This window comes from Edwardsiella ictaluri ATCC 33202 (assembly GCF_000264785.1).
GTDB classification, from domain to species: Bacteria; Pseudomonadota; Gammaproteobacteria; order Enterobacterales; family Enterobacteriaceae; genus Edwardsiella; species Edwardsiella ictaluri.
This window is the reverse complement of sequence record NZ_AFJI01000015.1, coordinates 15,681-34,945: the sequence shown is the minus strand read 5'-3', so window position 1 is coordinate 34,945 and position 19,265 is coordinate 15,681. Positions and strand designations below refer to the sequence as shown.

Here is a 19,265-nt window from a genome sequence, read left to right as displayed (position 1 = left end):
CGAGCCTTCCCCTTCACACCTCTTTTAGTGGAAGTTAACTCTCTTTAATATCATTTTTTTACTGATATTTCACATGGTTCCTGAACATTTCTTCGTTTATATATACTGTATCCACGCAGTAACCCCGTACCCAAAAATGATTACCCCATAGCTTGTTCTTCCGTAAGTAGGGACATTTACTGAGCAATCGAAGTGCCGTTTTACCTTTTAAATAACCTATTACATGTGAAATTGAAAACCGTGGCGGTACTTTTACCAGCAAATGAACATGAGCTATCTGGACATTCAGTTCCACCACTTCTATCCCGGGCTGTTCACTTGAGATCCTTATTTGCTTATAGACCACTTTACCTACATTGTTCCTCAGGATGCGAAATCGGTACTTGGGTGTCCAAACAATATGATATTGACAACACCAGTGCACATAGATGCTTTCTGGCACCTACTCATGGTTAAATCCCTATCAATTATGTGGATAACATATTCAGATTTTCCCATGAGTAGCATTACTGGCAGAGCCAACCTATTGCTGACCACCTCCTATGGCGGTGGTGTTTATGCAGGAATAAAAATGCCGGCCTAAAGGCCGGCATAGAAGCATCTCCCTGCGGGATTACTTTTTCTCTGATACGACCCACTTTCCATCAATAAAGAACGCGGTCCAGCCCGTCGCCTTGCCGTCCTTCTCGCTGGAAACATACTGCTGCTTGGTTTTCCGGCTAAAGCGAACCAGCGTGGCATTACCCTGGGCATCCTGCTGCGGAGCCTCCGCCAGATAGCGCAGTTTTTCCGGCAGACGATCGCGGAAGCGGTACAGTTCTTCCACCAGCGGGGCACGGGTTTCACGTGATTTAGGGAAGGTGTTGGCCGCCAGGAACACCCCCGCGGCGCCATCACGCAGCACGAAATAGGCGTCTGACTTCTCACACGCCAGCTCCGGCAGCGGCACCGGATCCTCCTTCGGCGGTGCTACCTCGCCGTTGCGCAGGATCTTACGGGTGTTTTTACAGGCTTCGTTGGTGCACCCCATATACTTGCCAAAGCGTCCCATCTTCAGATGCATCTCGGCACCGCACTTATCACACTCTACGATCGGGCCGTCATATCCCTTAATACGAAACTCACCCTCTTCCACTTCATAGCCATCGCAGGCGGGGTTATTGCCACACACATGCAGCTTACGGTGGTTATCGATCAGGTAGCTGTCCATTGCCGTACCGCATTTCGGGCAGCGTCGCTTCGCGCGCAGGGCGTTGGTTTCCGCATCATCGCCCTCCAGCACATTAAGTACTTCAGCTTCCGGCACCAGATTGATGGTGGTTTTACAGCGCTCTTTGGGCGACAGTGTATAGCCAGAGCATCCCAGGAAAACGCCGGTGCTGGCAGTACGTATCCCCATCTGCCGCTCACAGGTCGGGCAGGCAATGCAGGTCAGCACCATCGGATTGGGACGCATCCCCCCCTCCTCCGGCGGCTTCTCCGCCACCTCCAACTGTTGACTGAAGTCGCTGAAAAAGCCGTCCAGCATCACCTTCCAGTCAGCCTGAGCACTGGCGACGCGGTCCAGGCCATCTTCCATGTGCGCGGTAAAGTCATAGCTCATCAGCTCGCGGAAGTTCTCCTCCAGGCGATCGGTCACGATCTCCCCCATCTTTTCCGCGTAGAAGCGACGGTTATCGGTGCGCACATAGCCGCGATCCTGGATAGTCGAGATAATCGCCGCATAGGTTGACGGGCGGCCGATACCACGCTTCTCCAGCTCTCGTACCAGCGAGGCTTCGCTGAAACGGGCCGGCGGCTTGGTAAAGTGCTGGCTGGGCTGCAGCTGCAGCAGATCCAGCGCCCGCCCGCTCTCCACCGCCGGCAGGGCGCGATCTTCATCCCCCTTACGCAGCTGCGGCAGCACCCGGGTCCAACCATCAAACCGCAGGGTACGTCCGCGCGCCTTCAGGGTATAATCCGCGGCCTGCACGGTAATGGTACTAGCATCATACTTGGCTGCCGTCATCTGGCAGGAGACAAACTGGCGCCAGATCAGCTGATACAGCTTCAGCGCATCGGCCTCCATCCCCTTGAGATCGTCGGCCAGCACGCTGACATCCGACGGACGGATCGCCTCATGAGCCTCTTGGGAGTTATCCTTGCTGGCGTAGACGTTGGCGTCTGTCGGTAGGTACTCCGCGCCAAAATTATCACCGATGTAGGCCCGTACCATATTCAGGGCATCCTGACTCAGGTTGGTCGAGTCGGTACGCATATAGGTAATGTATCCTGCCTCGTACAGACGCTGGGCCATCATCATGGTTTTCTTCACCCCAAAGCCAAGGCGGGTACTGGCCGCCTGCTGCAGGGTCGAGGTAATAAAGGGCGCAGACGGCTTGCTGCTGGTCGGCTTATCCTCACGCTCGCGCACCGCGAAACGGGCGTTCTCCAACGCCGTAACGGCCGCCTGACTTTGAGCGGCGTTGACCGGTTTAAATGGTTTATCGTTGTAGTGGGTCACCTGAGCCTGAAAGCTGACATCTGCACCAACGGCGAGATCGGCCCGCAACTCCCAATACTCTTCCGGCACAAAGGCCTTAATTTCACGCTCCCGCTCAACGATCAACCGTACGGCGACGGACTGGACTCGACCCGCCGAGAGGCCCCGGGCAACCTTTTTCCACAGCAGTGGCGAGACCATATAGCCCACCACGCGATCCATGAAACGACGCGCCTGCTGGGCATTGACGCGATCGATATTCAGTTCACCGGGCTGACTGAATGCCTGCTGAATGGCGTTTTTGGTAATTTCGTTAAACACCACGCGACTATAGCGGCTGCCATCACCGCCAATCACCTCGCGCAGATGCCATGCGATGGCCTCTCCTTCGCGGTCAAGATCGGTTGCCAGATAAATGTGATCGGCTTTCTCGGCCAGGGCCTTTAGCTCAGACACCACCTTCTCTTTGCCCGGCAGAACTTCGTAATGTGCCTGCCAACCATGGTAGGGATCGACCCCCATACGATTGACCAACGCATCACGCTCATTCTTTTTGGCCTTCGTCTTCGCTTTATCGCCGGCCGAGGCCGCGCCCTTCTTACTGGCTGAGCCACTGGTCGGCAGATCGCGGATATGACCGACGCTGGACTTCACCACGTAGTCATTGCCGAGATACTTATTTATGGTTTTGGCCTTTGCCGGGGACTCAACTATAACGAGAGCTTTACCCATAATTCTCTTTACCTGAATGCATCCTTCTGTTGCCAGAAGCCTTTAATTCGCCATTAAGCCGGCACTGTATAGAACTCTTTTGTATATTGCGACAGACGCCGTAGAGGTCAAGGCAATTGTGTTCAAACGCGCCATCGTTGCGCAAGTGCCCCACAATTTACTGATCTATCACAATATTTCGCTCACATGCTCCGCGGCACGTTAGCCGACGCGCGCAGAGTGTAAACAATAGATTCCGTACGGCTCAAGAAGTGCCTCACTCTACCCGATCGCCAGCGCCACGCAACTTAATTAGCACGCGCCGCACATTTTTACCAATTTTCGCCTCACCTCCCCTCTTCTTTGCCCTGCGTGGAAGACAGGGTAAAATAGGGGAAAAGTAACAGTTGGAGAAAGAAAATGTTCAGTGAAACCACCCCCATAACACGTGAACAGCTGCTGGCCGAGGCCAATCAGATCATCCGCGATCATGAGGATTATATGAAGGGTATGATCGCAACCGACGTCGAACAGAAAGGTAACGTGCTGGTTTTCCGCGGCGAGTTTTTTCTGGATGAAGAGGGCCTGCCGACGCCAAAGAGCACCGCGGCCTTCAATATGTTTAAGCATCTGGCCCACAGATTGTCAGAGAAATACCACCTGGCTGGCTGACTCTGGCCGCCCTGCACGCATCGGATACCGCGAAGGACGCGCCAACACGCGCCCTTCACGTTTCCCTTAGGGGAGCGGACGCTGGCTGCGTTGCCACCAGCGCAGCAACAGCATATCGGCTCCCTGCGCCGCCGCCATGCCCATCCGGGCCATGAGTCCCTTACGGCGCACGTAACGCACGCCGATCACGTCAGCCTGCTCCATCTCCGCGATCAACAGATCGTCACTGGTGCTCAGCGCATCCACCAGCCCCTTCTCCAGCGCCTGCTCGCCATACCAGTGCTCGCCGGTCGCCACGCTATCCACGTCCAGCGACGGGCGCTGACGCTGCACGAACTGCTTGAACAACAGGTGGGTTTCATCCAGCTCCTGACAGAACTTTTCCCGGCCGACATCGGTATTCTCGCCAAACAGCGTCAGCGTACGCTTAAACTCGCCGGCGGTATGCAGCTCCACGTCGACATCGTTTTTCTTCAGCCAGCGATTAAAATTGGGGATTTGGGCCACAACCCCAATGGAACCGATAATGGCGAACGGCGCCGCCACAATACGATCGGCGACGCAGGCCATCATGTAGCCGCCGCTGGCCGCTACCTTATCGACCGCCACCGTCAGGCGCACCCCGGCCTGACGCAGACGCTTTAACTGCGAGGCAGCCAGGCCATAGCCGTGCACCACGCCCCCCGGACTTTCCAGGCGCAGCAGTACACTATCCTGCGGACCGGCAACCGCCAGTACCGCGCTGATCTCCTCGCGCAGCGAGCCAACCTCGCGGGCATCCATGCTGCCGGTAAAGTCAAGTACATAGACGCAGGGCTTCTCTGCCGCCAACAGGCCGCCGCGCGCCTCTGACTTACGCTGTTTCTCCTCTGCCTTGGCCACCTTCTTCTGTAAACGGCGCCACTGCTTCAGCGCGGCCCCCTGCAGGCGGGCGCTGCGCATGCTGCGCTGCATGGTTCGGTACTGTTCGCCCAGGTCCGTCAGCAGCAGCTCTCCGCCGCTGTTACCCTGACGCTGGCGCAGTCCGACCACCAGTAATACCACCGCTGCTACGACCACAACCAGCGTCGCCGCCTTGGCCAAAAACAGGCTATATAAAGATAACCACTCCACACTCACCGCCTTGTTGCTCGTTATGTTAATGCCAACGGCCAAGGACTCCTTATCTCCGGAGGCGATGGCCCTGCGTCAGACAGCCTAAGGCCATGTCACAAAATTTCAAGCGTTGTCAGGTAAACAGGCGGTAAATCCGCCAGTGTGATGCCATTCGCCATATTCCCGTTGACCGGGGCGCAGGCGACGGGCTATAGATCTGCCCTCGGAGAATTTTCCCCTACACGAACGCTTTGGGAGTGTTATGGTGCAATATCAAGCCTCTGCCGCCCTGTTACAAGGGCGCACTATTCTGGTCACCGGCGCCAGCGCCGGCATTGGCCGCGAAGCGGCCCTGAGCTACGCCCGTCACGGCGCACGGCTGATTCTGCTGGGTCGAGATGCCGAACGACTGGATACCGTCAGCCGCCAGATCATTGCCGATGGCGCCCCGTGCCCTCACGTCCTCTGCTGTGACCTGATGACACTGTCACCGTCGCAGAGCCAGGCGCTGGCGGACGATCTCGCCCGGCGATTCGGTCATCTGGATGGTCTACTCCACTGCGCCGGTCTGCTCGGCAGCATCACACCGCTGGCGCAGCAGGCCTATAGCGAGTGGCAGAGCGTGATGCAGGTCAACCTTAACGCCGCATTTCTGTTGACCCGCGATCTGCTGCCACTGCTGCGACGCGCTGGGCGGGCCTCGATTATCTTTACCAGCTCCAGCGTCGGACGCGCAGGGCGTGCCGGTTGGGGCGCCTATGCGGTCTCCAAGTTCGCCACCGAAGGAGTGATGCAGGTATGGGCCCAGGAGCTGGCAGGTAGCACGATACGGGTAAACGCGATTAACCCGGGCGCCACGCGTACCGCGATGCGGGCCAGCGCATTTCCCGGCGAAGATCCGCAGACGCTGCGCACTCCAGCGCAGATTATGCCGCTGTATCTCTATCTCATGGGAGACGACAGCCTGGGTGAAAATGGGCGCAGCCTGGATGCCCAGCCGGGGCGGCGCCCCGGGAAAGCAGGTTAACCTATCGACATGACGCACGGCGCAAGCGCCGCGCTCTGCAGGAGAACATCATGGATCGGCAACGTCATCAGCAGCGCCAACAGCGTCTGAAGGACAAAGTGGATGCACGCATCGCCGCCGCCCGCGAGGAGCGCGGCATCATCATGATTTTTACCGGCAACGGTAAGGGGAAAAGCACCGCCGCCTTCGGTACCGTGGCTCGGGCCGTCGGCCACGGCAAGCGGGTCGGCGTCGCGCAGTTTATCAAGGGCACCTGGGAAAACGGCGAGCGTAACCTGCTGGAGCCCCACGGCGTCGAATTCCACGTCATGGCCAGCGGTTTTACCTGGGAAACGCAGGATCGCGAGGCGGATATCCAGGCCGCGCGTCTCGTCTGGCAACAGGCGCAGCGAATGCTCGCCGACCCGCAGTACGATCTGGTGGTGCTGGATGAGTTGACCTACATGATCAGCTACCGCTACCTGGCGCTGGAGACGGTGCTCGCCGCCCTGCGTGACCGGCCGCCGCACCAGTCGGTGATCATCACCGGACGTGCCTGTCACCGCGATCTGATCGCCCTGGCCGATACCGTCAGTGAAATCCGCCCGGAAAAACATGCCTTCAACGCTGGCGTCAAGGCGCAGAAAGGCATCGACTGGTAATCCCGCGCCGCGGCCGCTAGTTCACCGCGCTGCGATCGTTAAGGCTACGCATCACCGCAAACCCCTGTCGGACCGCGATCAGACTGTGGCTGCCCTGGCTGAATGAGAAGTGCCACATGTTCTCCGCCGCCATGCCCAGCAGACGGGCGCACAGCAGAGAGAGCACCCCCTGATGTGAAACCACCAGCACCCGCTGGCCCTCGTGACGCGCCAGCAGCTCTGCCAGCACCGCCTCCACCCGGGCGCTAAAGCCGGCGAACCCCTCGCCGCCCGGTGGCACAGCGCTGCGCCAATCGTCGCACCAGGCGCGATAGGCTGCGCTCTGCTGGCGCGCCAGATCGCGGTGATGACACAGCTCCCATTCACCAAAGTTGATCTCATCGAGCCCCGCATGGACGTGAAACTGCCCCAACGCGCCGATGATGGGGCGCAGGGTCTGCTGGGTACGCCGCAGGCGGCTGGCATAGGCGGCGTCGAACGCGACCCCCTGCAGCTGATGCGCCACGGCCTGCGCCTGTTGGAGTCCCTGCGGCGTCAGCGCCACATCGCTGCTGCCGCAGTAGAGGCCATCCCGATTGGCCTGAGTCTCACCGTGACGAACCAGATAGAGCTCCATGGGACCCACTCAGTACAGCGACAGCAGAAATACCAGCGCAAACAGCTCGTTTGCCGCACCCAGCGTATCCCCGGTCTGCCCCCCCAGCCGCATATTGATGAAAGCCCGGTACATCAAGGCAAAGAGATAGGTAATAAACGCGGCCAGCACGGCATGCCAATGCAGCAGACCAAACACCAGCAGCAGGCCGATAACCAGGGTCAGCACATAGTGACTGCCGCTGATTTTACCGATATAAAGATTGCCCATGCCGCTCTCGCGCGCATAGCGCTGACGGAACATCATAACGGCCAACAACGTGCGGCTGAGCACCGGCATCGCCACCAGCACGGCGTAGATGTGCAGACTGCCGCCCGCCAGATGCTGGATCAGCAGCACCTGCAGCAGGATCACAAAGATCAGCGCCAGCGTCCCGTTGGTACCAATGCGGCTGTCGCGCATGATCTCCAGCATGCGATCACGCGGGCGGGCGGAAAACAACCCATCGCAGGTATCCGCCAAACCGTCGAGATGAAAGGCGCCGGTCACCAGGGTCGTCGCCAGCACCGCGGCAACCGCCCCCAGCCAGCTGCCATAGGTAGTCGCCAATACGCCATAGGCCAGCGCGCTGATCACCCCGATCACCAAACCCACAAAGGGAAAATAGATGATGCCGCGCGGATAATCATTCAGGGTCAGATCATCGCTGCAGCGCGGCGATACCGGGATCCGGGTCATAAACTGCAGGGTCGCAAGAAAGAGTTTCATTGTCCGTTAAGCCATCCATAAAAAAGTGCCGCATCGTTCCCGCGGCGCCCATCCAGGGGACGCGCCGTGGTACGATCTAATAACGTACTGATACCCCTATAGTAATACCACTTTCTGTGTCTGATTCCAGTCTTGGCAGAGGAAAATACCTGAGATAAGCCGCCCGCTCAGCTAACCCACTCGCTGAGCGAAAAACATAAAAAACCGCCCCGAAGGACGGTTTAGCGCGACAGGCTCAGCCGCGCTTCGTGGTCGGCGCACGGCGGCTGCCGCCGCTGTGCTGGCCATGGCGTTTAACCGCCCGCCGGATTTGGTTGGCTTTCATCCGGCGACGCTCACGCTCAACCGGCAGCTTGCTGGCGGTCTCCGCCTGCAGTTCCACCAGCTCACGCAGATAGTTAATATTCTCCAGCGGCAGCTCCTGCCAGCCGCCGCGCGGCAACCCCTTAGGCAAGGGCAGATCGCCGTAGCGTACGCGGATCAGACGGCTCACCTGTACGCCGACGGCTTCCCACAAGCGACGCACTTCTCGGTTACGTCCCTCGGTCAGCGTGACGTTGTACCACTGATTCAGCCCCTCTCCGCCCTGGAAACTGATGCTCTTAAAACTGGCTGGGCCATCCTCCAGCTGTACGCCGCGACGAAGCTGACGCAGCTTGTCCTCATCAACCTGGCCGAAAACGCGTACCGCGTACTCACGCTCTACCTCCCGGCTCGGGTGCATAAGGCGGTTGGCCAGTTCCCCGTCCGTGGTAAACAGCAGCAGCCCCGAGGTGTTGATGTCCAGACGTCCCACGGCAATCCAGCGCGAACCGCGCAAACGGGGAAGACGATCGAACACCGTGGGACGGCCTTCCGGATCACGGCGGGTACACAGCTCACCTTCCGGTTTATAGTAGGCCAGCACGCGGCAGATTTCCTGCTCAGACTCACGGATGGAGACCACCCGGCCATCAACGCGGATTTTCATGTTGGGCATCACCTCAACACGATCTCCCAGCGTGGCCAGCTTGCCATCCACGCTTACCCGACCCTCTTTGATCAGCGCTTCGATTTCACGACGTGAGCCATGACCGGCGCGGGCAAGAACTTTCTGTAATTTTTCGCTCATTGAGCAACCTCAGCTGTCGCCTTCACAGGCGTCGTTATTGTTGACCGGCCGCCGCGGCGACCGGTACTAAAACAGGCGTATCTTCTGCCGGGCATGGGCCAAGCTCAACGCGGGCGCTTATTTTACACGAAATCAATGCATATGCCGTGAATAATTTACAGGCCGCGCCTACGGCGATGCCGTAAGCGATTCTTAAGATCTTTCTGCTGTAATGCGCTGAGTCCCAACAGCCGTGTCAGCTTTTGTCAGGGGCGTAAAATTGCCTAAATCCACTGGGCCAGGCGCCAGGGATCCCGTAGGCTGTCGCCATCCCGCGCGATCCCGCCGGGTTTTAAAGGAGTTTCTATGACCGACGTTTCTTCTGCCACTTCAACCACCGGCCGCCTGCGTAGTTTTCTGCAGCAGCAGATGCAATACTGGCGGATGTATCTGTCGCGCCAGTCGCGCAAGATGGGGCTGGAGGGTAAATTGCGCCAGGCACCGATGCTGGTGAGCGCCGTCGTAATGATGATCCTGCTGATAGCTGGTTTCCTGCTGTTTAATCTGGTGGTCTTAAGCGTTGCCATCATAGGCGGCCTGCTGGCGCTGCTACGCCCGCGCCGCCCGATAACCCAGGGACCGCGCCACTCTAATCCCTTCTGATTTTCCGGCCGCCGCCGGTGCGCTTCAGCCATCAGCGCGGCGGCCAGCCCTTTTTCCCTCCGCCAAATTCTGAAATAATAGTCCGATATTCAACGGAGGCTATTATGAGTTTTAATCTGGCGACGCTGCCCCAGGCACAGATGGATCGCATCAATGTCGATCTGGCGGCCAGCGGGATATCCTATAAAGAGCGTTACCATATGCCGGTGATCGCAGAACAGGTCGAACGCGAGCAGCCCGAGGCGCTACGCAGCTACTTCCGGGAACGCCTGCAGTATTATCGTACCCTGACACTGCCAACCCTCCCTTATGATATAGATGGTAACCGCTAAGGTGCCCAGGCCATTTTCCACCACGGAGAGCCGATGACCCAGCAACAACGCAATGCCGCACTGGTCTGCGCCCTGAGCGAATGGATCGAGCGACACCTGGGGCGCGATATCTACCTGGATGAGCTGGCCCGTTATTCAGGTTATTCGCTATGGCATATGCAAAAGATCTTCCGGGAAACCACCGGTATGTCGCTGGGGCGCTATATTCGCCTGCGCAAGCTCACCGGCGCCGCCCGGCGCCTGCGCCACAGCGATGAGGGGATCATTGATATCGCGCTGTGCTACGGCTTTGCCTCTCAGTCCCACTTTACCTATATGTTTCGTAAACACTTTGGTATGACGCCAACCCGTTACCGTCTGCAGGCAGAGCAGCCCACAACGCCAGCGCCGGCGCTACACCACCAGTACGCCGCCGCGGCGCAAAGCGCCTGATATCCATATCACACCGCTACCGCGCCGCCGCACGCCGTCTGGCATCCCTGCTGTGCCGTGCCATCGAGCTGCTGCTGGTCGTTGCTCAGCAGAGGGCTGCTGTCGCCTCCGGTTGGCTTATTCCTTCTGGTTATTAATAATCCCACAATGTGATTTAGTAAAGATCACGCTATCGGTTAGCCTGCTCTCATCGGCCACCTGCGGCCGCGTCCGAACAACACCAAACCATAAATGAGACGGGACTATGATGAAAAAAACAGCCTTGGCTCTGCTGGCCCTCACCCTGCTTAGCGGCGGTGCGCAGGCCCAGCACAGCGACGATTTATCTGAGATGCGCTCCGCAGGCAGCATCAAGTTTGGCACCGAGGGAACCTACCCGCCCTATACCTACCACGATGCCAGCGGCAAGCTGGTCGGGTTTGATGTCGATATCGCCCGCGCCGTGGCCGCCAAGATGGGGCTGAAGCCCGTCTTTGTCGAGGGGCGCTGGGACGGTCTGATCGCCGGACTGTCAGCCAAACGCTACGATGCGGTGATCAATCAGGTGGGGATCACCCCGGAGCGCCAGGCTAAGTTTGACTTCTCCGACCCCTATATTGGTGCAAAGGCGGTGCTGATCGTCCGCAGCGACAATACCCGGCTAAACAACTTTGACGATCTGCGCGGGCAGAAAGCGGCCCAGAGCCTAACCAGCAACTATGCCAGGCTGGCAGAGCACTATGGCGCAGAGCTGGTACCAACCGATGGTTTCAACCAGTCGCTGGAGTTGGTGATCAGCGGCCGGGCGGTGGCCACGCTGAACGATAACCTCTCTTACCTCGACTTTCGGCAGCATAAGCCCAGTGCCCCCCTCAAGGTGGTGGCCGTCGCGGATCAGCGCGCCGACTCTGCGATTCTGGTGCGTAAGGGGCAGCCCCAGCTGGTCGCAGCGCTGAACCACGCGCTGCGCGAGATCCGCGCCGATGGCACTTACCGGACCCTATCTCAGCGCTACTTCGGCAGCGACGTCTCACAATAATCGCCAATCGCCGCCGCGCATTTCCGGCGTTATCCCGCCGCACTGGCGGCGGGCGCCCAGATATGGAGTCTCCACCATGCCCCACTGGCTATCCCCCCTGATCGCTATCCTGCCGCAGCCCGACTGGCTGCAACCGGTCGCTGACGCCTTCTGGCCTCTGCTCTCCGCCGCGCTGCGCTTCTCCCTACCGCTGGCGCTGCTCTCCTTCTGCGGCGGCCTGCTGGTGGGGCTGGCCACCGCGTTAATCCGCCTGTACGCCATTCGGCCGCTGAGGCTCTGTGCCGATTTCTATATCTGGGTTTTTCGTGGAACCCCGCTGCTGGTACAACTGTTCCTGATCTTTTATGGTCTGCCGAGCGCCGGGATCACGCTGGATGCCTTTCCCGCCGCGCTGATCGGTTTTACCCTCAACGTCGGCGCCTACAGCTCAGAGATCGTCCGCGGCGCAATCCTGTCGGTCCCACAGGGCCAGTGGGAGGCGGCCAGCGCTATCGGTATGAGCAGCAGCCAAGCGATGCGTCGGGTGATCCTGCCGCAATCGGCCTTTGTCAGCCTGCCACCGCTCTCCAACGTATTTATCTCTCTGATAAAGGATACCTCCCTGGCCGCGGTGATCACCGTGCCGGAGATGTTTCTCGCCGCCCAGCGCATTGTGGCGGTCAACTATGAACCGCTGATCATCTACAGTGAAACGGCACTGATCTACCTGGCCTTCAGCACCCTGCTCGGCAAGCTGCAGCTACGCCTAGAACGCTATTACCGTCGCTACGAGTGAGCTATCAACATAAAAAAAACCCGCAGGTAATTCCTGCGGGCTCAAATGCAATGAGAAACTCTATGTCGAAATTAATCAACAAAGAAACTCTATCATGGCACATTTTTTTAACAATTGTTTTTCATTAAAATCGTGATTAATGTCACATTATTGTGCAACGTTTTCCTGCTCCCGAGAGAACTTTAGCTCAATCAACGCGATGGCTTTCTGTACCCCGCGCTGGGTCACCTCATCGATACCCGGCTGGTTAAAATCAATGCTTTTCAGCTGCAGCGCCATCTTGGCACGCACTTCGGCTGGAGCGATCACCTCGATCACATCCAGGATCTGTTTAATCACCAGCTGACAGGCCACCAGATCAGAGGCCAACTCATCGCGTTCATTCAACATCTGCGACATGGGGTTTCCTTCATTAACAACGGCAAATTAACAGAGCATGCGACTACGCCGCCTGCCTCATTGAAAGGGCTTGGGATCGCCGGCGCCAACGCGCACCACCAGCGGCGTATCTTCGGTCAAGTCGATCACCGTCGTCGGCTGTTGCCCCAGATAGCCGCCGTGGATCACCAGATCCACCTGTTTACCCAAACGCTCCTGGATCTCCTCTGGATCGGACTCGGTAAACTCGCTCTCCGGCAGCATCAGAGAGGTAGACATCAGCGGTTCGCCCAGCTCCGCCAGCAAATCCCGCGCAATCGGATTGGAAGGCACCCGCAGACCGATGGTCTTGCGCTTCTCGCTCATCAGTCGACGGGGAACCCCTTTACTCGCCTTCAGAATAAAAGTGTAGCCACCCGGCGTATTGTTTTTCAGCAGGCGGAAAGCCGCATTATTCACAAAGGCATAGCTGGAAAGCTCGGAAAGATCCCGGCATACCAGGGTAAAGTTGTGATTGCTGTCGATACGCCGGATGCGACAGATGCGCTCCATGGCACTTTTCTCTTCAAGCATACAACCCAGTGCATAGCCGGAGTCCGTGGGATAGACGATCACCCCACCTTTATGCAGCACCTCGACCACCTGCTTGATCAGGCGCGGCTGCGGATTTTCTGGGTGGATATAAAACAATTGGCTCATAAAGCCTCCAGTAGACTCGCGCCGGGTTGGGAAGCCTGCGGCACCGAAGCCCAATACATCCAGACGGGGAGCACCCCATCGGGTAAAGAAAGGCCCCGCCCCAAATCCAGATAAGGCGTAGGCTGATGAAAGTCAGATCCCTGCGATGCCGATAGCGCAAACTGGCGGGCCAGCAGCCCCAGCTGGTGACGCTCATGGGGCGGCTGTTGGCATTGGGCAACCTCCAGCGCGTCACCGCCGACGGCGCAGAACGCGGTCAGCAGGCGTTTCAGCCATTTACCGCTCAGACGGTAGCGCCCGGGGTGCGCCAGCACCGCCACGCCACCCGCCTGATGGATCACCGCCACGGTGTCGGCTATCGCGCCCCACTGCGGGGGAACATAACCGGTCTTACCGCGCGCCAGAAAATGTTTAAACACGTCTGCGCTGCAGGTCGCGTAGCCACGTTCGACCAGGTAGCGGGCAAAATGCCCCCGGGTCAGCTGCGCGCCCTGCGCCAGGCGCTGCGCCCCCTCCAACGCACCCTCAATCCGGGCCCGCGCCAGGCGACGTCCGATTTCTGCGGCGCGCTCGTCGCGCCGCTGCGCCTGCAGCGTCAGAAAAGCGCCCAGCGCCGGGCAGTTCATGTCCACATTCAGTCCCACGACGTGAATTTCATGATGCTCCCACAGCGTAGAAATCTCTACGCCGGCGATCAGCTCCAGGGGCAGCGACTGATCGGCGATCGCCTGACGGGCGGCGCTGATACCGCCTAACGTATCGTGATCGGTGATCGCCAGGGTGGTGACGCCCCGCTCCACAGCCCGCACCACCAGCGCCTCAGGGCTCAATAGCCCATCAGACGCCCGGGTATGGCTGTGTAAATCAAACAGCGCCGGGCGTCCCTCTGGAAAATGCGCTAACACCATGGATCTCCACTGCAAATCGGTTATGACCCTCATCATAGCGTTTTACACCCTGCAGCACTAATGCGGATAGCGATCCAACGCTACAGATGATGAAAAAATGCACTGCGGCATTGACACGGAACCATTAAACTAGTTTACTAGTACGAAGATTCACTCAGGAGCCAATCGGAGCGCGTCATGCAAGAAACACTGTGCCTATTTTTCTATACCGTCATCGTACGCGGGTGGCGTCCTCATCGCACCCGGGCGGAATAAGCGCGCAGAAACCGTACGCCTGCGTTATTACCGCCCGCATAATGCGGGCTTTTTTATGTCCGCGCCGTGTATGACCGTCAGGGAGCTATTCTATGCCTCAGGCCAAAACCGCCGTGACCGTATTAACCCGCAGCGCCGCTTACTCCGCGGATCCTACGCTGCTTTTTGAACAACTGTGCGCCCAGCGCCCGGCGACGCTGCTGCTGGAATCTGCCGATATCGCCAGTAAGCACCACCTGAAAAGTCTCCTGATCATCGACAGCGCCCTGCGTATTACCGCGCGCGGGCGGGAGGTCACGCTGGAGTCCTTAAGCGCCAACGGCGCAGCCCTGCTGACCACCCTGCGCCATACCCTGCCTCCAGACGTAGCCTGTACGTGCCAGCCCCACGGTTGTACGCTCACCTTTCCCGCGCAGGACAATGAGCAGGATGAAGACAGCCGGCTGCACACCCTGTCGGTATTTGACGCCCTGCGAACTCTGCTTACCTGCCAGCCAACGCCTGACGCCGAGCCGGAGGCCATGTTGCTCGGCGGCCTGTTCGCCTATGATCTGGTCGCTGGCTTTGAGCCCTTGCCACAGCTCAGCGCAGGGCCGCGCTGCCCCGATCTCTGCTTTTATCTGGCCGAAACCCTACTGATCCTCGACCATCGTCAGGGCAGCGCCCGCCTGCAGGCCAGCCTCTTCAGCGCCGCATCGGATGAGCATCAGCGCCTGCAGCGGCGTCTGGATACCCTGCTGACGGAGATGCTGCGCCCCTTCAAGACAGCGCCCGTTGCGCCCTGCCCGGCGTTAAAGGTCGAGGTCGATCGGGATGATGAGGCGTTCGCTACGATCGTCCGCGACATGCAGCGCGCCATTCTCGCCGGCGACATTTTTCAGGCGGTGCCCTCACGCCGCTTCACACTGCCGTGTCCCGCGCCGCTGGCTGCCTACCGCCAGCTGAAGCAGAGTAATCCCAGCCCTTACATGTTCTTCATGCAGGATCAGGACTTCACGCTGTTCGGCGCCTCGCCGGAGAGTGCCCTGAAATACGATGCCGACAGCCGACGGGTCGAAATCTACCCCATCGCGGGCACCCGGCCGCGCGGGCGGCGCGCCGACGGCAGCATCGATCGCGATCTCGATGGCCGGCTGGAGCTGGACATGCGCAGCGATCCCAAAGAGCTGGCCGAACACCTGATGCTGGTCGATCTGGCGCGCAACGATCTGGCGCGGATCTGTGAGCCGGGCTCACGCTACGTCGCCGAGCTGACCAACGTGGATCGCTACTCCGTAGTGATGCATCTGGTCTCCCGGGTCGTCGGCACCCTGCGCGCCGATCTCGACGCGCTGCATGCCTACCGTGCCTGCATGAACATGGGCACCCTGAGCGGTGCCCCCAAAGTGCGCGCCATGCAGCTGATCGCCGCCTGCGAGCGGCGCCGGCGCGGCAGCTACGGCGGTGCCGTCGGCTACCTGACGGCCCGCGGCGATTTGGACACCTGCATCGTTATCCGCGCCGCCTACGTAGAGGACGGCGTCGCCAGCGTACAGGCCGGCGCCGGCGTGGTGCTGGACTCCCAGCCTCAGGCGGAGGCCGATGAAACCCGCAGCAAGGCCCGGGCGGTGCTGAACGCCATCGCGGCGGCGCACCCGAACGCCCCCCAGCCGCAAGGAGCGATCTGATGGCCGACGTCTTACTGCTCGACAATATTGACTCATTTACTTACAACCTGGTCGATCAGCTGCGCAGCGGCGGTCATCGGGTGGTTATCTACCGTAACAGCGTCGCGCCGGAAACCCTGCTGCGGCATCTGGATAGGTTGCACCAGCCACTGCTGATGCTCTCCCCCGGCCCCGGCGCACCGGCTGACGCAGGCTGTATGCCCGCGCTGCTGCAAACGCTGTGTGGGCGCCTGCCCATCATCGGCATCTGTCTGGGACACCAGGCCATCGTCGAACACTATGGCGGCCAGGTCGATCGGGCGGAGGAAGTTCTGCACGGGCGGGTCTGCGCCATCGAGCACGATGGCGAGGCCATGTTTCACGGCTTGCCGTCGCCACTGCCGGTAGCGCGCTACCACTCACTGGCGGCCCGGTGCATTCCGGCCGATCTCTGCGTCAACGCCCACTTCCAGGGCATGGTCATGGCGGTACGCCACGATCGCCAGCGCGTCTGCGGCTTCCAGTTTCACCCGGAGTCGCTCCTTACGCCACAGGGCGCCCGGCTGCTGGATCAGAGCATCGACTGGGCCCGCGCCGCACAGCCCCAACCCCGATTGCCCTCCCTCAGCGCAGCGGAGGCCCCATCATGTCACTGACCTCTGAGCATCTGACCATACTGGATAAGCTATACCGGGCACAGGTAATCAGCCGCGCGGAAAGCCAGCGGCTCTTTAGCGCCATCGTGCACGGTCATCTGGAGCCGAGCCAGCTGGCCGCCGCGCTGATCAGCATGAAGATCCGCGGCGAACATCCCGACGAGATCGCCGGCGCCGCCAGCGCGCTGCTGGAGGCGGCACAGCCGTTCCCCCGCCCGGCGTATGAGTTTGCCGACATCGTCGGCACCGGCGGCGATGGCAGCGACAGCATTAATATCTCGACCGCCAGCGCCTTTGTCGCCGCGGCCTGCGGCGTACGTATCGCCAAGCACGGCAACCGCAGCGTATCCAGCCGTACCGGATCGTCGGATCTGCTGCAGGCGCTGGGGATCCGTCTGGACATGAGCGCCGAGGCGTCGCGCCGGGCGCTGGATGAGCTGGGGCTCTGCTTCCTGTTCGCCCCCCAGTACCATAGCGGCTTTCGTCATGCCATGCCGGTGCGCCAGCAGCTCAAGACCCGCACCATCTTTAATCTGCTTGGCCCGCTGATCAACCCGGCCCGGCCAACCCGCGCGCTGATCGGCGTCTACAGCCCCGATCGGGTGCTGCCGCTGGCGCAGAGCCTGCGCGGTCTGGGCTACCAGCATGCGGCCGTCGTGCACGGCGGCGGGCTGGATGAGGTCGCCCTGCACGCCCCGACGCAGGTGGCGGAGCTGCACCAGGGCGAGATCCGCCACTATCAGCTGACGGCGCACGACTTCGGCCTGCCGGACTATCCCTTAAGCGCGCTGCGCGGCGGCGCGCCGGAGGAGAACCGTACCCTGTTGACCCGCCTGCTCCAGGGGGTGGGCGCGCCCGCGCATCAGGGCGCCGTCGCCGCCAACGTGGCGCTGTTGCTGCGCCTGTTCGGCCAGCGCGATCTGGCTGCTAACGCCCGCCAGGCGCTGGATGTCCTGCGCAGCGGACGGGCCTATCACTATGTCACCGCCCTGGCCGCCCGCGGCTGACCACACACAGCGCAAGGAGCCTATCATGACGCAACCCTCACCATTGCCCGCCAGCCTGCTGAGCCGCATCATCGCCGATAAACGGCGCTGGATCGCCGCCCGTGAACGGCAACAGCCGCTGTCAGGCTTTCAACCAACCCTGCAGCGCAGCGAGCGCGACTTTCACCGGGCGCTCAGCGGGACGCCACGCGCGCTGATCCTGGAGTGTAAAAAAGCATCGCCATCGCGCGGGCTGATCCGGGCGGACTTTGATCCACAGGCTATCGCACGGGTATATCGCGATCATGCCGCCGCCATCTCGGTCTTAACCGACGGTGACTATTTTCAGGGTGACTTCCGCTTTCTGCGCACGGTAAGTGACATTGTCACGCAACCGGTACTGTGTAAAGACTTTATCCTCTCGCCTTACCAGGTCTATCTGGCGCGCCACTACCGCGCCGATGCCATCCTGTTGATGCTCTCCGTACTGGACGATACGCAGTATCGTCAGCTGGCCGCCGTGGCTACGACGCTGAATATGGGGATCCTCACCGAGGTCAGTACCCCCACCGAAATGGCACGCGCCGTCGCGCTGGGCGCCAGGGCGATCGGCATCAATAACCGTAATCTACACGATCTCAGCGTCGATCCCGGGCGCACCCGGCATCTCGCGGCGCTGGCACCGCCGGGCGCGACACTTATCGCCGAGTCCGGTATCCGCAGCCACGCCCAAGTCCGCGATCTGGGCCGCCTGGTGCAGGGCTTTCTGATCGGCAGCGCGCTGATGTCCCAGCCCGATCTGCGCAGCGCCGTCTGTCGTCTGCGCTTTGGCGACAATAAGGTCTGCGGCCTGACCCGCCCTGAGGACGCGGTCAGCGCGCTGTGCGCCGGCGCCGTCTACGGCGGCCTGATCTTCGTGGCCGACTCGCCGCGCTACGTCGATATCGCCACCGCCCGCGGCATTATCTCGGCCGCCCCGCTGCGGTACGTCGGGGTCTTTCGCGATGCCAAGCCCGCCAGCGTTGCGCTGGCCGCAGAACGCCTGGCTCTGCACGCCGTTCAACTGCACGGCAGCGAAGATCAGGCCTACATTGATAGCCTGCGTCCGCTGTTACCGGCGGCCTGTCGGATCTGGAAGGCGCTGCCGGTCAGCGATGCCCTGCCCACAGAGCGCCTGCGTCACGTCGATCGCTACCTGCTTGACGGCGCCCGCCCCGGCAGCGGACGCCCCTTTGACTGGCGCCTGCTGGACGGACATCCCCTGGGCAACATCATGCTGGCCGGGGGGATCGGCGCCGATAACTGCCGCGCAGCGGCTGACCTCGGCGCGCTGGGTCTCGATTTTAACTCCGCCGTGGAGTCCTCTCCCGGGCGTAAAGACCCCGGCAAACTCCGTGCGGCCTTCCAGGCGCTGCTCGCCTGAGACGCTACCACCG

General features: G+C 60.4%; 20 protein-coding genes and 1 pseudogene. 12 read left to right on the top strand and 9 right to left on the bottom strand.

The genetic code is table 11. The annotated features are described in order from the left end of the window. Positions 1-58: 58 nt before the first annotated feature. Both tnpA and topA read right to left on the bottom strand, forming a co-directional pair. A pseudogene (tnpA, locus tag EIEH_RS17120) lies at positions 59-450 on the bottom strand (IS200/IS605 family transposase). 163 nt (positions 451-613) lie between these two features. Beyond that, the gene (topA, locus tag EIEH_RS01570) at positions 614-3,214 is read right to left on the bottom strand and encodes a type I DNA topoisomerase (protein WP_015871044.1); all 2,601 of its coding nucleotides are present in this window, start codon (positions 3,212-3,214) and stop codon (positions 614-616) included. Positions 3,215-3,613: 399 nt separating this feature from the next. Between topA and EIEH_RS01565 the strand changes: the two genes are divergently transcribed. Then, complete coding sequence (locus EIEH_RS01565) at positions 3,614-3,865, top strand: YciN family protein (RefSeq protein ID WP_015871043.1); 252 nt, start codon at positions 3,614-3,616, stop codon at positions 3,863-3,865. Positions 3,866-3,931: 66 nt separating this feature from the next. On the opposite strand, the gene sohB is transcribed toward EIEH_RS01565, so the two are convergent. After that, a complete protein-coding gene (sohB, locus tag EIEH_RS01560; RefSeq protein WP_015871042.1) occupies positions 3,932-4,978 on the bottom strand; it encodes a protease SohB in 1,047 nt (348 codons plus the stop codon). A 247-nt stretch (positions 4,979-5,225) separates the two neighbouring features. On the opposite strand from sohB, the gene EIEH_RS01555 reads away from it, so the two are divergent. Both EIEH_RS01555 and cobO read left to right on the top strand, forming a co-directional pair. Then, on the top strand, positions 5,226-5,987 hold the full coding sequence (locus tag EIEH_RS01555; protein WP_370447961.1) for a YciK family oxidoreductase: 762 nt from the start codon (positions 5,226-5,228) through the stop codon (positions 5,985-5,987). A gap of 50 nt (positions 5,988-6,037) precedes the next feature. Next, the gene (gene cobO, locus EIEH_RS01550; RefSeq protein WP_015871040.1) at positions 6,038-6,628 is read left to right on the top strand and encodes a cob(I)yrinic acid a,c-diamide adenosyltransferase; all 591 of its coding nucleotides are present in this window, start codon (positions 6,038-6,040) and stop codon (positions 6,626-6,628) included. A 16-nt stretch (positions 6,629-6,644) separates the two neighbouring features. On the opposite strand, the gene EIEH_RS01545 is transcribed toward cobO, so the two are convergent. The 3 genes from EIEH_RS01545 to rluB all read right to left on the bottom strand — a co-directional run bounded on the left by EIEH_RS01545 (position 6,645) and on the right by rluB (position 9,102). Then, positions 6,645-7,244, bottom strand: coding sequence for an adenosylcobalamin/alpha-ribazole phosphatase (locus EIEH_RS01545; RefSeq protein ID WP_015871039.1), 600 nt, complete (start codon positions 7,242-7,244; stop codon positions 6,645-6,647). 9 nt (positions 7,245-7,253) lie between these two features. Beyond that, positions 7,254-7,991 (bottom strand): adenosylcobinamide-GDP ribazoletransferase, encoded by a 738-nt coding sequence (gene cobS / locus EIEH_RS01540; RefSeq protein ID WP_015871038.1) that lies wholly within the window; start codon positions 7,989-7,991, stop codon positions 7,254-7,256. 235 nt (positions 7,992-8,226) lie between these two features. Then, a complete protein-coding gene (gene rluB / locus EIEH_RS01535; RefSeq protein ID WP_012848398.1) occupies positions 8,227-9,102 on the bottom strand; it encodes a 23S rRNA pseudouridine(2605) synthase RluB in 876 nt (291 codons plus the stop codon). A gap of 345 nt (positions 9,103-9,447) precedes the next feature. Between rluB and EIEH_RS01530 the strand changes: the two genes are divergently transcribed. The 5 genes from EIEH_RS01530 to EIEH_RS01510 all read left to right on the top strand — a co-directional run bounded on the left by EIEH_RS01530 (position 9,448) and on the right by EIEH_RS01510 (position 12,301). Next, a complete protein-coding gene (locus EIEH_RS01530) occupies positions 9,448-9,744 on the top strand; it encodes a hypothetical protein (RefSeq protein ID WP_015871037.1) in 297 nt (98 codons plus the stop codon). 104 nt (positions 9,745-9,848) lie between these two features. Next, positions 9,849-10,076, top strand: a complete 228-nt coding sequence (locus tag EIEH_RS01525; RefSeq protein WP_015871036.1) for a DNA polymerase III subunit theta — start codon at positions 9,849-9,851, stop codon at positions 10,074-10,076. 33 nt (positions 10,077-10,109) lie between these two features. Beyond that, complete coding sequence (locus EIEH_RS01520) at positions 10,110-10,508, top strand: helix-turn-helix domain-containing protein (RefSeq protein ID WP_012848395.1); 399 nt, start codon at positions 10,110-10,112, stop codon at positions 10,506-10,508. A 247-nt stretch (positions 10,509-10,755) separates the two neighbouring features. Further along, positions 10,756-11,526 carry an amino acid ABC transporter substrate-binding protein gene (locus tag EIEH_RS01515; RefSeq protein WP_035608481.1) on the top strand — a complete coding sequence of 257 codons (771 nt, stop codon included), beginning with the start codon at positions 10,756-10,758 and terminating at the stop codon, positions 11,524-11,526. A 76-nt stretch (positions 11,527-11,602) separates the two neighbouring features. Continuing rightward, on the top strand, positions 11,603-12,301 hold the full coding sequence (locus tag EIEH_RS01510) for an amino acid ABC transporter permease (RefSeq protein ID WP_015871033.1): 699 nt from the start codon (positions 11,603-11,605) through the stop codon (positions 12,299-12,301). A gap of 147 nt (positions 12,302-12,448) precedes the next feature. On the opposite strand, the gene EIEH_RS01505 is transcribed toward EIEH_RS01510, so the two are convergent. The 3 genes from EIEH_RS01505 to rnm are packed head-to-tail and all read right to left on the bottom strand — an operon-like array spanning position 12,449 to position 14,286. Next, positions 12,449-12,700 (bottom strand): DUF2766 family protein, encoded by a 252-nt coding sequence (locus EIEH_RS01505; protein WP_015871032.1) that lies wholly within the window; start codon positions 12,698-12,700, stop codon positions 12,449-12,451. 57 nt (positions 12,701-12,757) lie between these two features. Continuing rightward, complete coding sequence (locus EIEH_RS01500; protein WP_015871031.1) at positions 12,758-13,378, bottom strand: L-threonylcarbamoyladenylate synthase; 621 nt, start codon at positions 13,376-13,378, stop codon at positions 12,758-12,760. Beyond that, entirely contained in the window at positions 13,375-14,286 is a 912-nt protein-coding gene (gene rnm, locus EIEH_RS01495) for an RNase RNM (RefSeq protein WP_071525668.1), read from the bottom strand. Before rnm ends, EIEH_RS01500 begins: the two co-directional genes overlap by 4 nt. A 347-nt stretch (positions 14,287-14,633) precedes the next feature. Between rnm and EIEH_RS01490 the strand changes: the two genes are divergently transcribed. The 4 genes from EIEH_RS01490 to trpCF are packed head-to-tail and all read left to right on the top strand — an operon-like array spanning position 14,634 to position 19,252. Continuing rightward, positions 14,634-16,208, top strand: coding sequence for an anthranilate synthase component 1 (locus EIEH_RS01490; protein ID WP_015871029.1), 1,575 nt, complete (start codon positions 14,634-14,636; stop codon positions 16,206-16,208). Continuing rightward, entirely contained in the window at positions 16,208-16,843 is a 636-nt protein-coding gene (locus EIEH_RS01485; protein WP_015871028.1) for a glutamine amidotransferase-related protein, read from the top strand. Before EIEH_RS01490 ends, EIEH_RS01485 begins: the two co-directional genes overlap by 1 nt. Next, a complete protein-coding gene (gene trpD / locus EIEH_RS01480; protein WP_015871027.1) occupies positions 16,834-17,850 on the top strand; it encodes an anthranilate phosphoribosyltransferase in 1,017 nt (338 codons plus the stop codon). Before EIEH_RS01485 ends, trpD begins: the two co-directional genes overlap by 10 nt. 25 nt (positions 17,851-17,875) lie before the next feature. Then, on the top strand, positions 17,876-19,252 hold the full coding sequence (gene trpCF, locus EIEH_RS01475) for a bifunctional indole-3-glycerol-phosphate synthase TrpC/phosphoribosylanthranilate isomerase TrpF (RefSeq protein ID WP_035608468.1): 1,377 nt from the start codon (positions 17,876-17,878) through the stop codon (positions 19,250-19,252). The last annotated feature ends 13 nt before the right edge of the window (positions 19,253-19,265 follow it).

What these genes read in the sequence shown, in the direction of transcription:
- EIEH_RS01520 (WP_012848395.1), top strand. Translation starts at nt 10,110, where the DNA reads ATGACCCAGCAACAACGCAATGCCGCACTGGTCTGCGCCCTGAGCGAA.
- EIEH_RS01515 (WP_035608481.1), top strand. Translation starts at nt 10,756, where the DNA reads ATGAAAAAAACAGCCTTGGCTCTGCTGGCCCTCACCCTGCTTAGCGGC.
- EIEH_RS01485 (WP_015871028.1), top strand. Translation starts at nt 16,208, where the DNA reads ATGGCCGACGTCTTACTGCTCGACAATATTGACTCATTTACTTACAAC.
- cobS (WP_015871038.1), bottom strand. Translation starts at nt 7,991, where the DNA reads ATGAAACTCTTTCTTGCGACCCTGCAGTTTATGACCCGGATCCCGGTA.
- topA (WP_015871044.1), bottom strand. Translation starts at nt 3,214, where the DNA reads ATGGGTAAAGCTCTCGTTATAGTTGAGTCCCCGGCAAAGGCCAAAACC.
- rluB (WP_012848398.1), bottom strand. Translation starts at nt 9,102, where the DNA reads ATGAGCGAAAAATTACAGAAAGTTCTTGCCCGCGCCGGTCATGGCTCA.
- EIEH_RS01505 (WP_015871032.1), bottom strand. Translation starts at nt 12,700, where the DNA reads ATGTCGCAGATGTTGAATGAACGCGATGAGTTGGCCTCTGATCTGGTG.
- EIEH_RS01510 (WP_015871033.1), top strand. Translation starts at nt 11,603, where the DNA reads ATGCCCCACTGGCTATCCCCCCTGATCGCTATCCTGCCGCAGCCCGAC.
- EIEH_RS01565 (WP_015871043.1), top strand. Translation starts at nt 3,614, where the DNA reads ATGTTCAGTGAAACCACCCCCATAACACGTGAACAGCTGCTGGCCGAG.
- EIEH_RS01490 (WP_015871029.1), top strand. Translation starts at nt 14,634, where the DNA reads ATGCCTCAGGCCAAAACCGCCGTGACCGTATTAACCCGCAGCGCCGCT.
- trpD (WP_015871027.1), top strand. Translation starts at nt 16,834, where the DNA reads ATGTCACTGACCTCTGAGCATCTGACCATACTGGATAAGCTATACCGG.
- trpCF (WP_035608468.1), top strand. Translation starts at nt 17,876, where the DNA reads ATGACGCAACCCTCACCATTGCCCGCCAGCCTGCTGAGCCGCATCATC.
- EIEH_RS01525 (WP_015871036.1), top strand. Translation starts at nt 9,849, where the DNA reads ATGAGTTTTAATCTGGCGACGCTGCCCCAGGCACAGATGGATCGCATC.
- rnm (WP_071525668.1), bottom strand. Translation starts at nt 14,286, where the DNA reads ATGGTGTTAGCGCATTTTCCAGAGGGACGCCCGGCGCTGTTTGATTTA.
- EIEH_RS01500 (WP_015871031.1), bottom strand. Translation starts at nt 13,378, where the DNA reads ATGAGCCAATTGTTTTATATCCACCCAGAAAATCCGCAGCCGCGCCTG.
- EIEH_RS01530 (WP_015871037.1), top strand. Translation starts at nt 9,448, where the DNA reads ATGACCGACGTTTCTTCTGCCACTTCAACCACCGGCCGCCTGCGTAGT.
- cobO (WP_015871040.1), top strand. Translation starts at nt 6,038, where the DNA reads ATGGATCGGCAACGTCATCAGCAGCGCCAACAGCGTCTGAAGGACAAA.
- EIEH_RS01545 (WP_015871039.1), bottom strand. Translation starts at nt 7,244, where the DNA reads ATGGAGCTCTATCTGGTTCGTCACGGTGAGACTCAGGCCAATCGGGAT.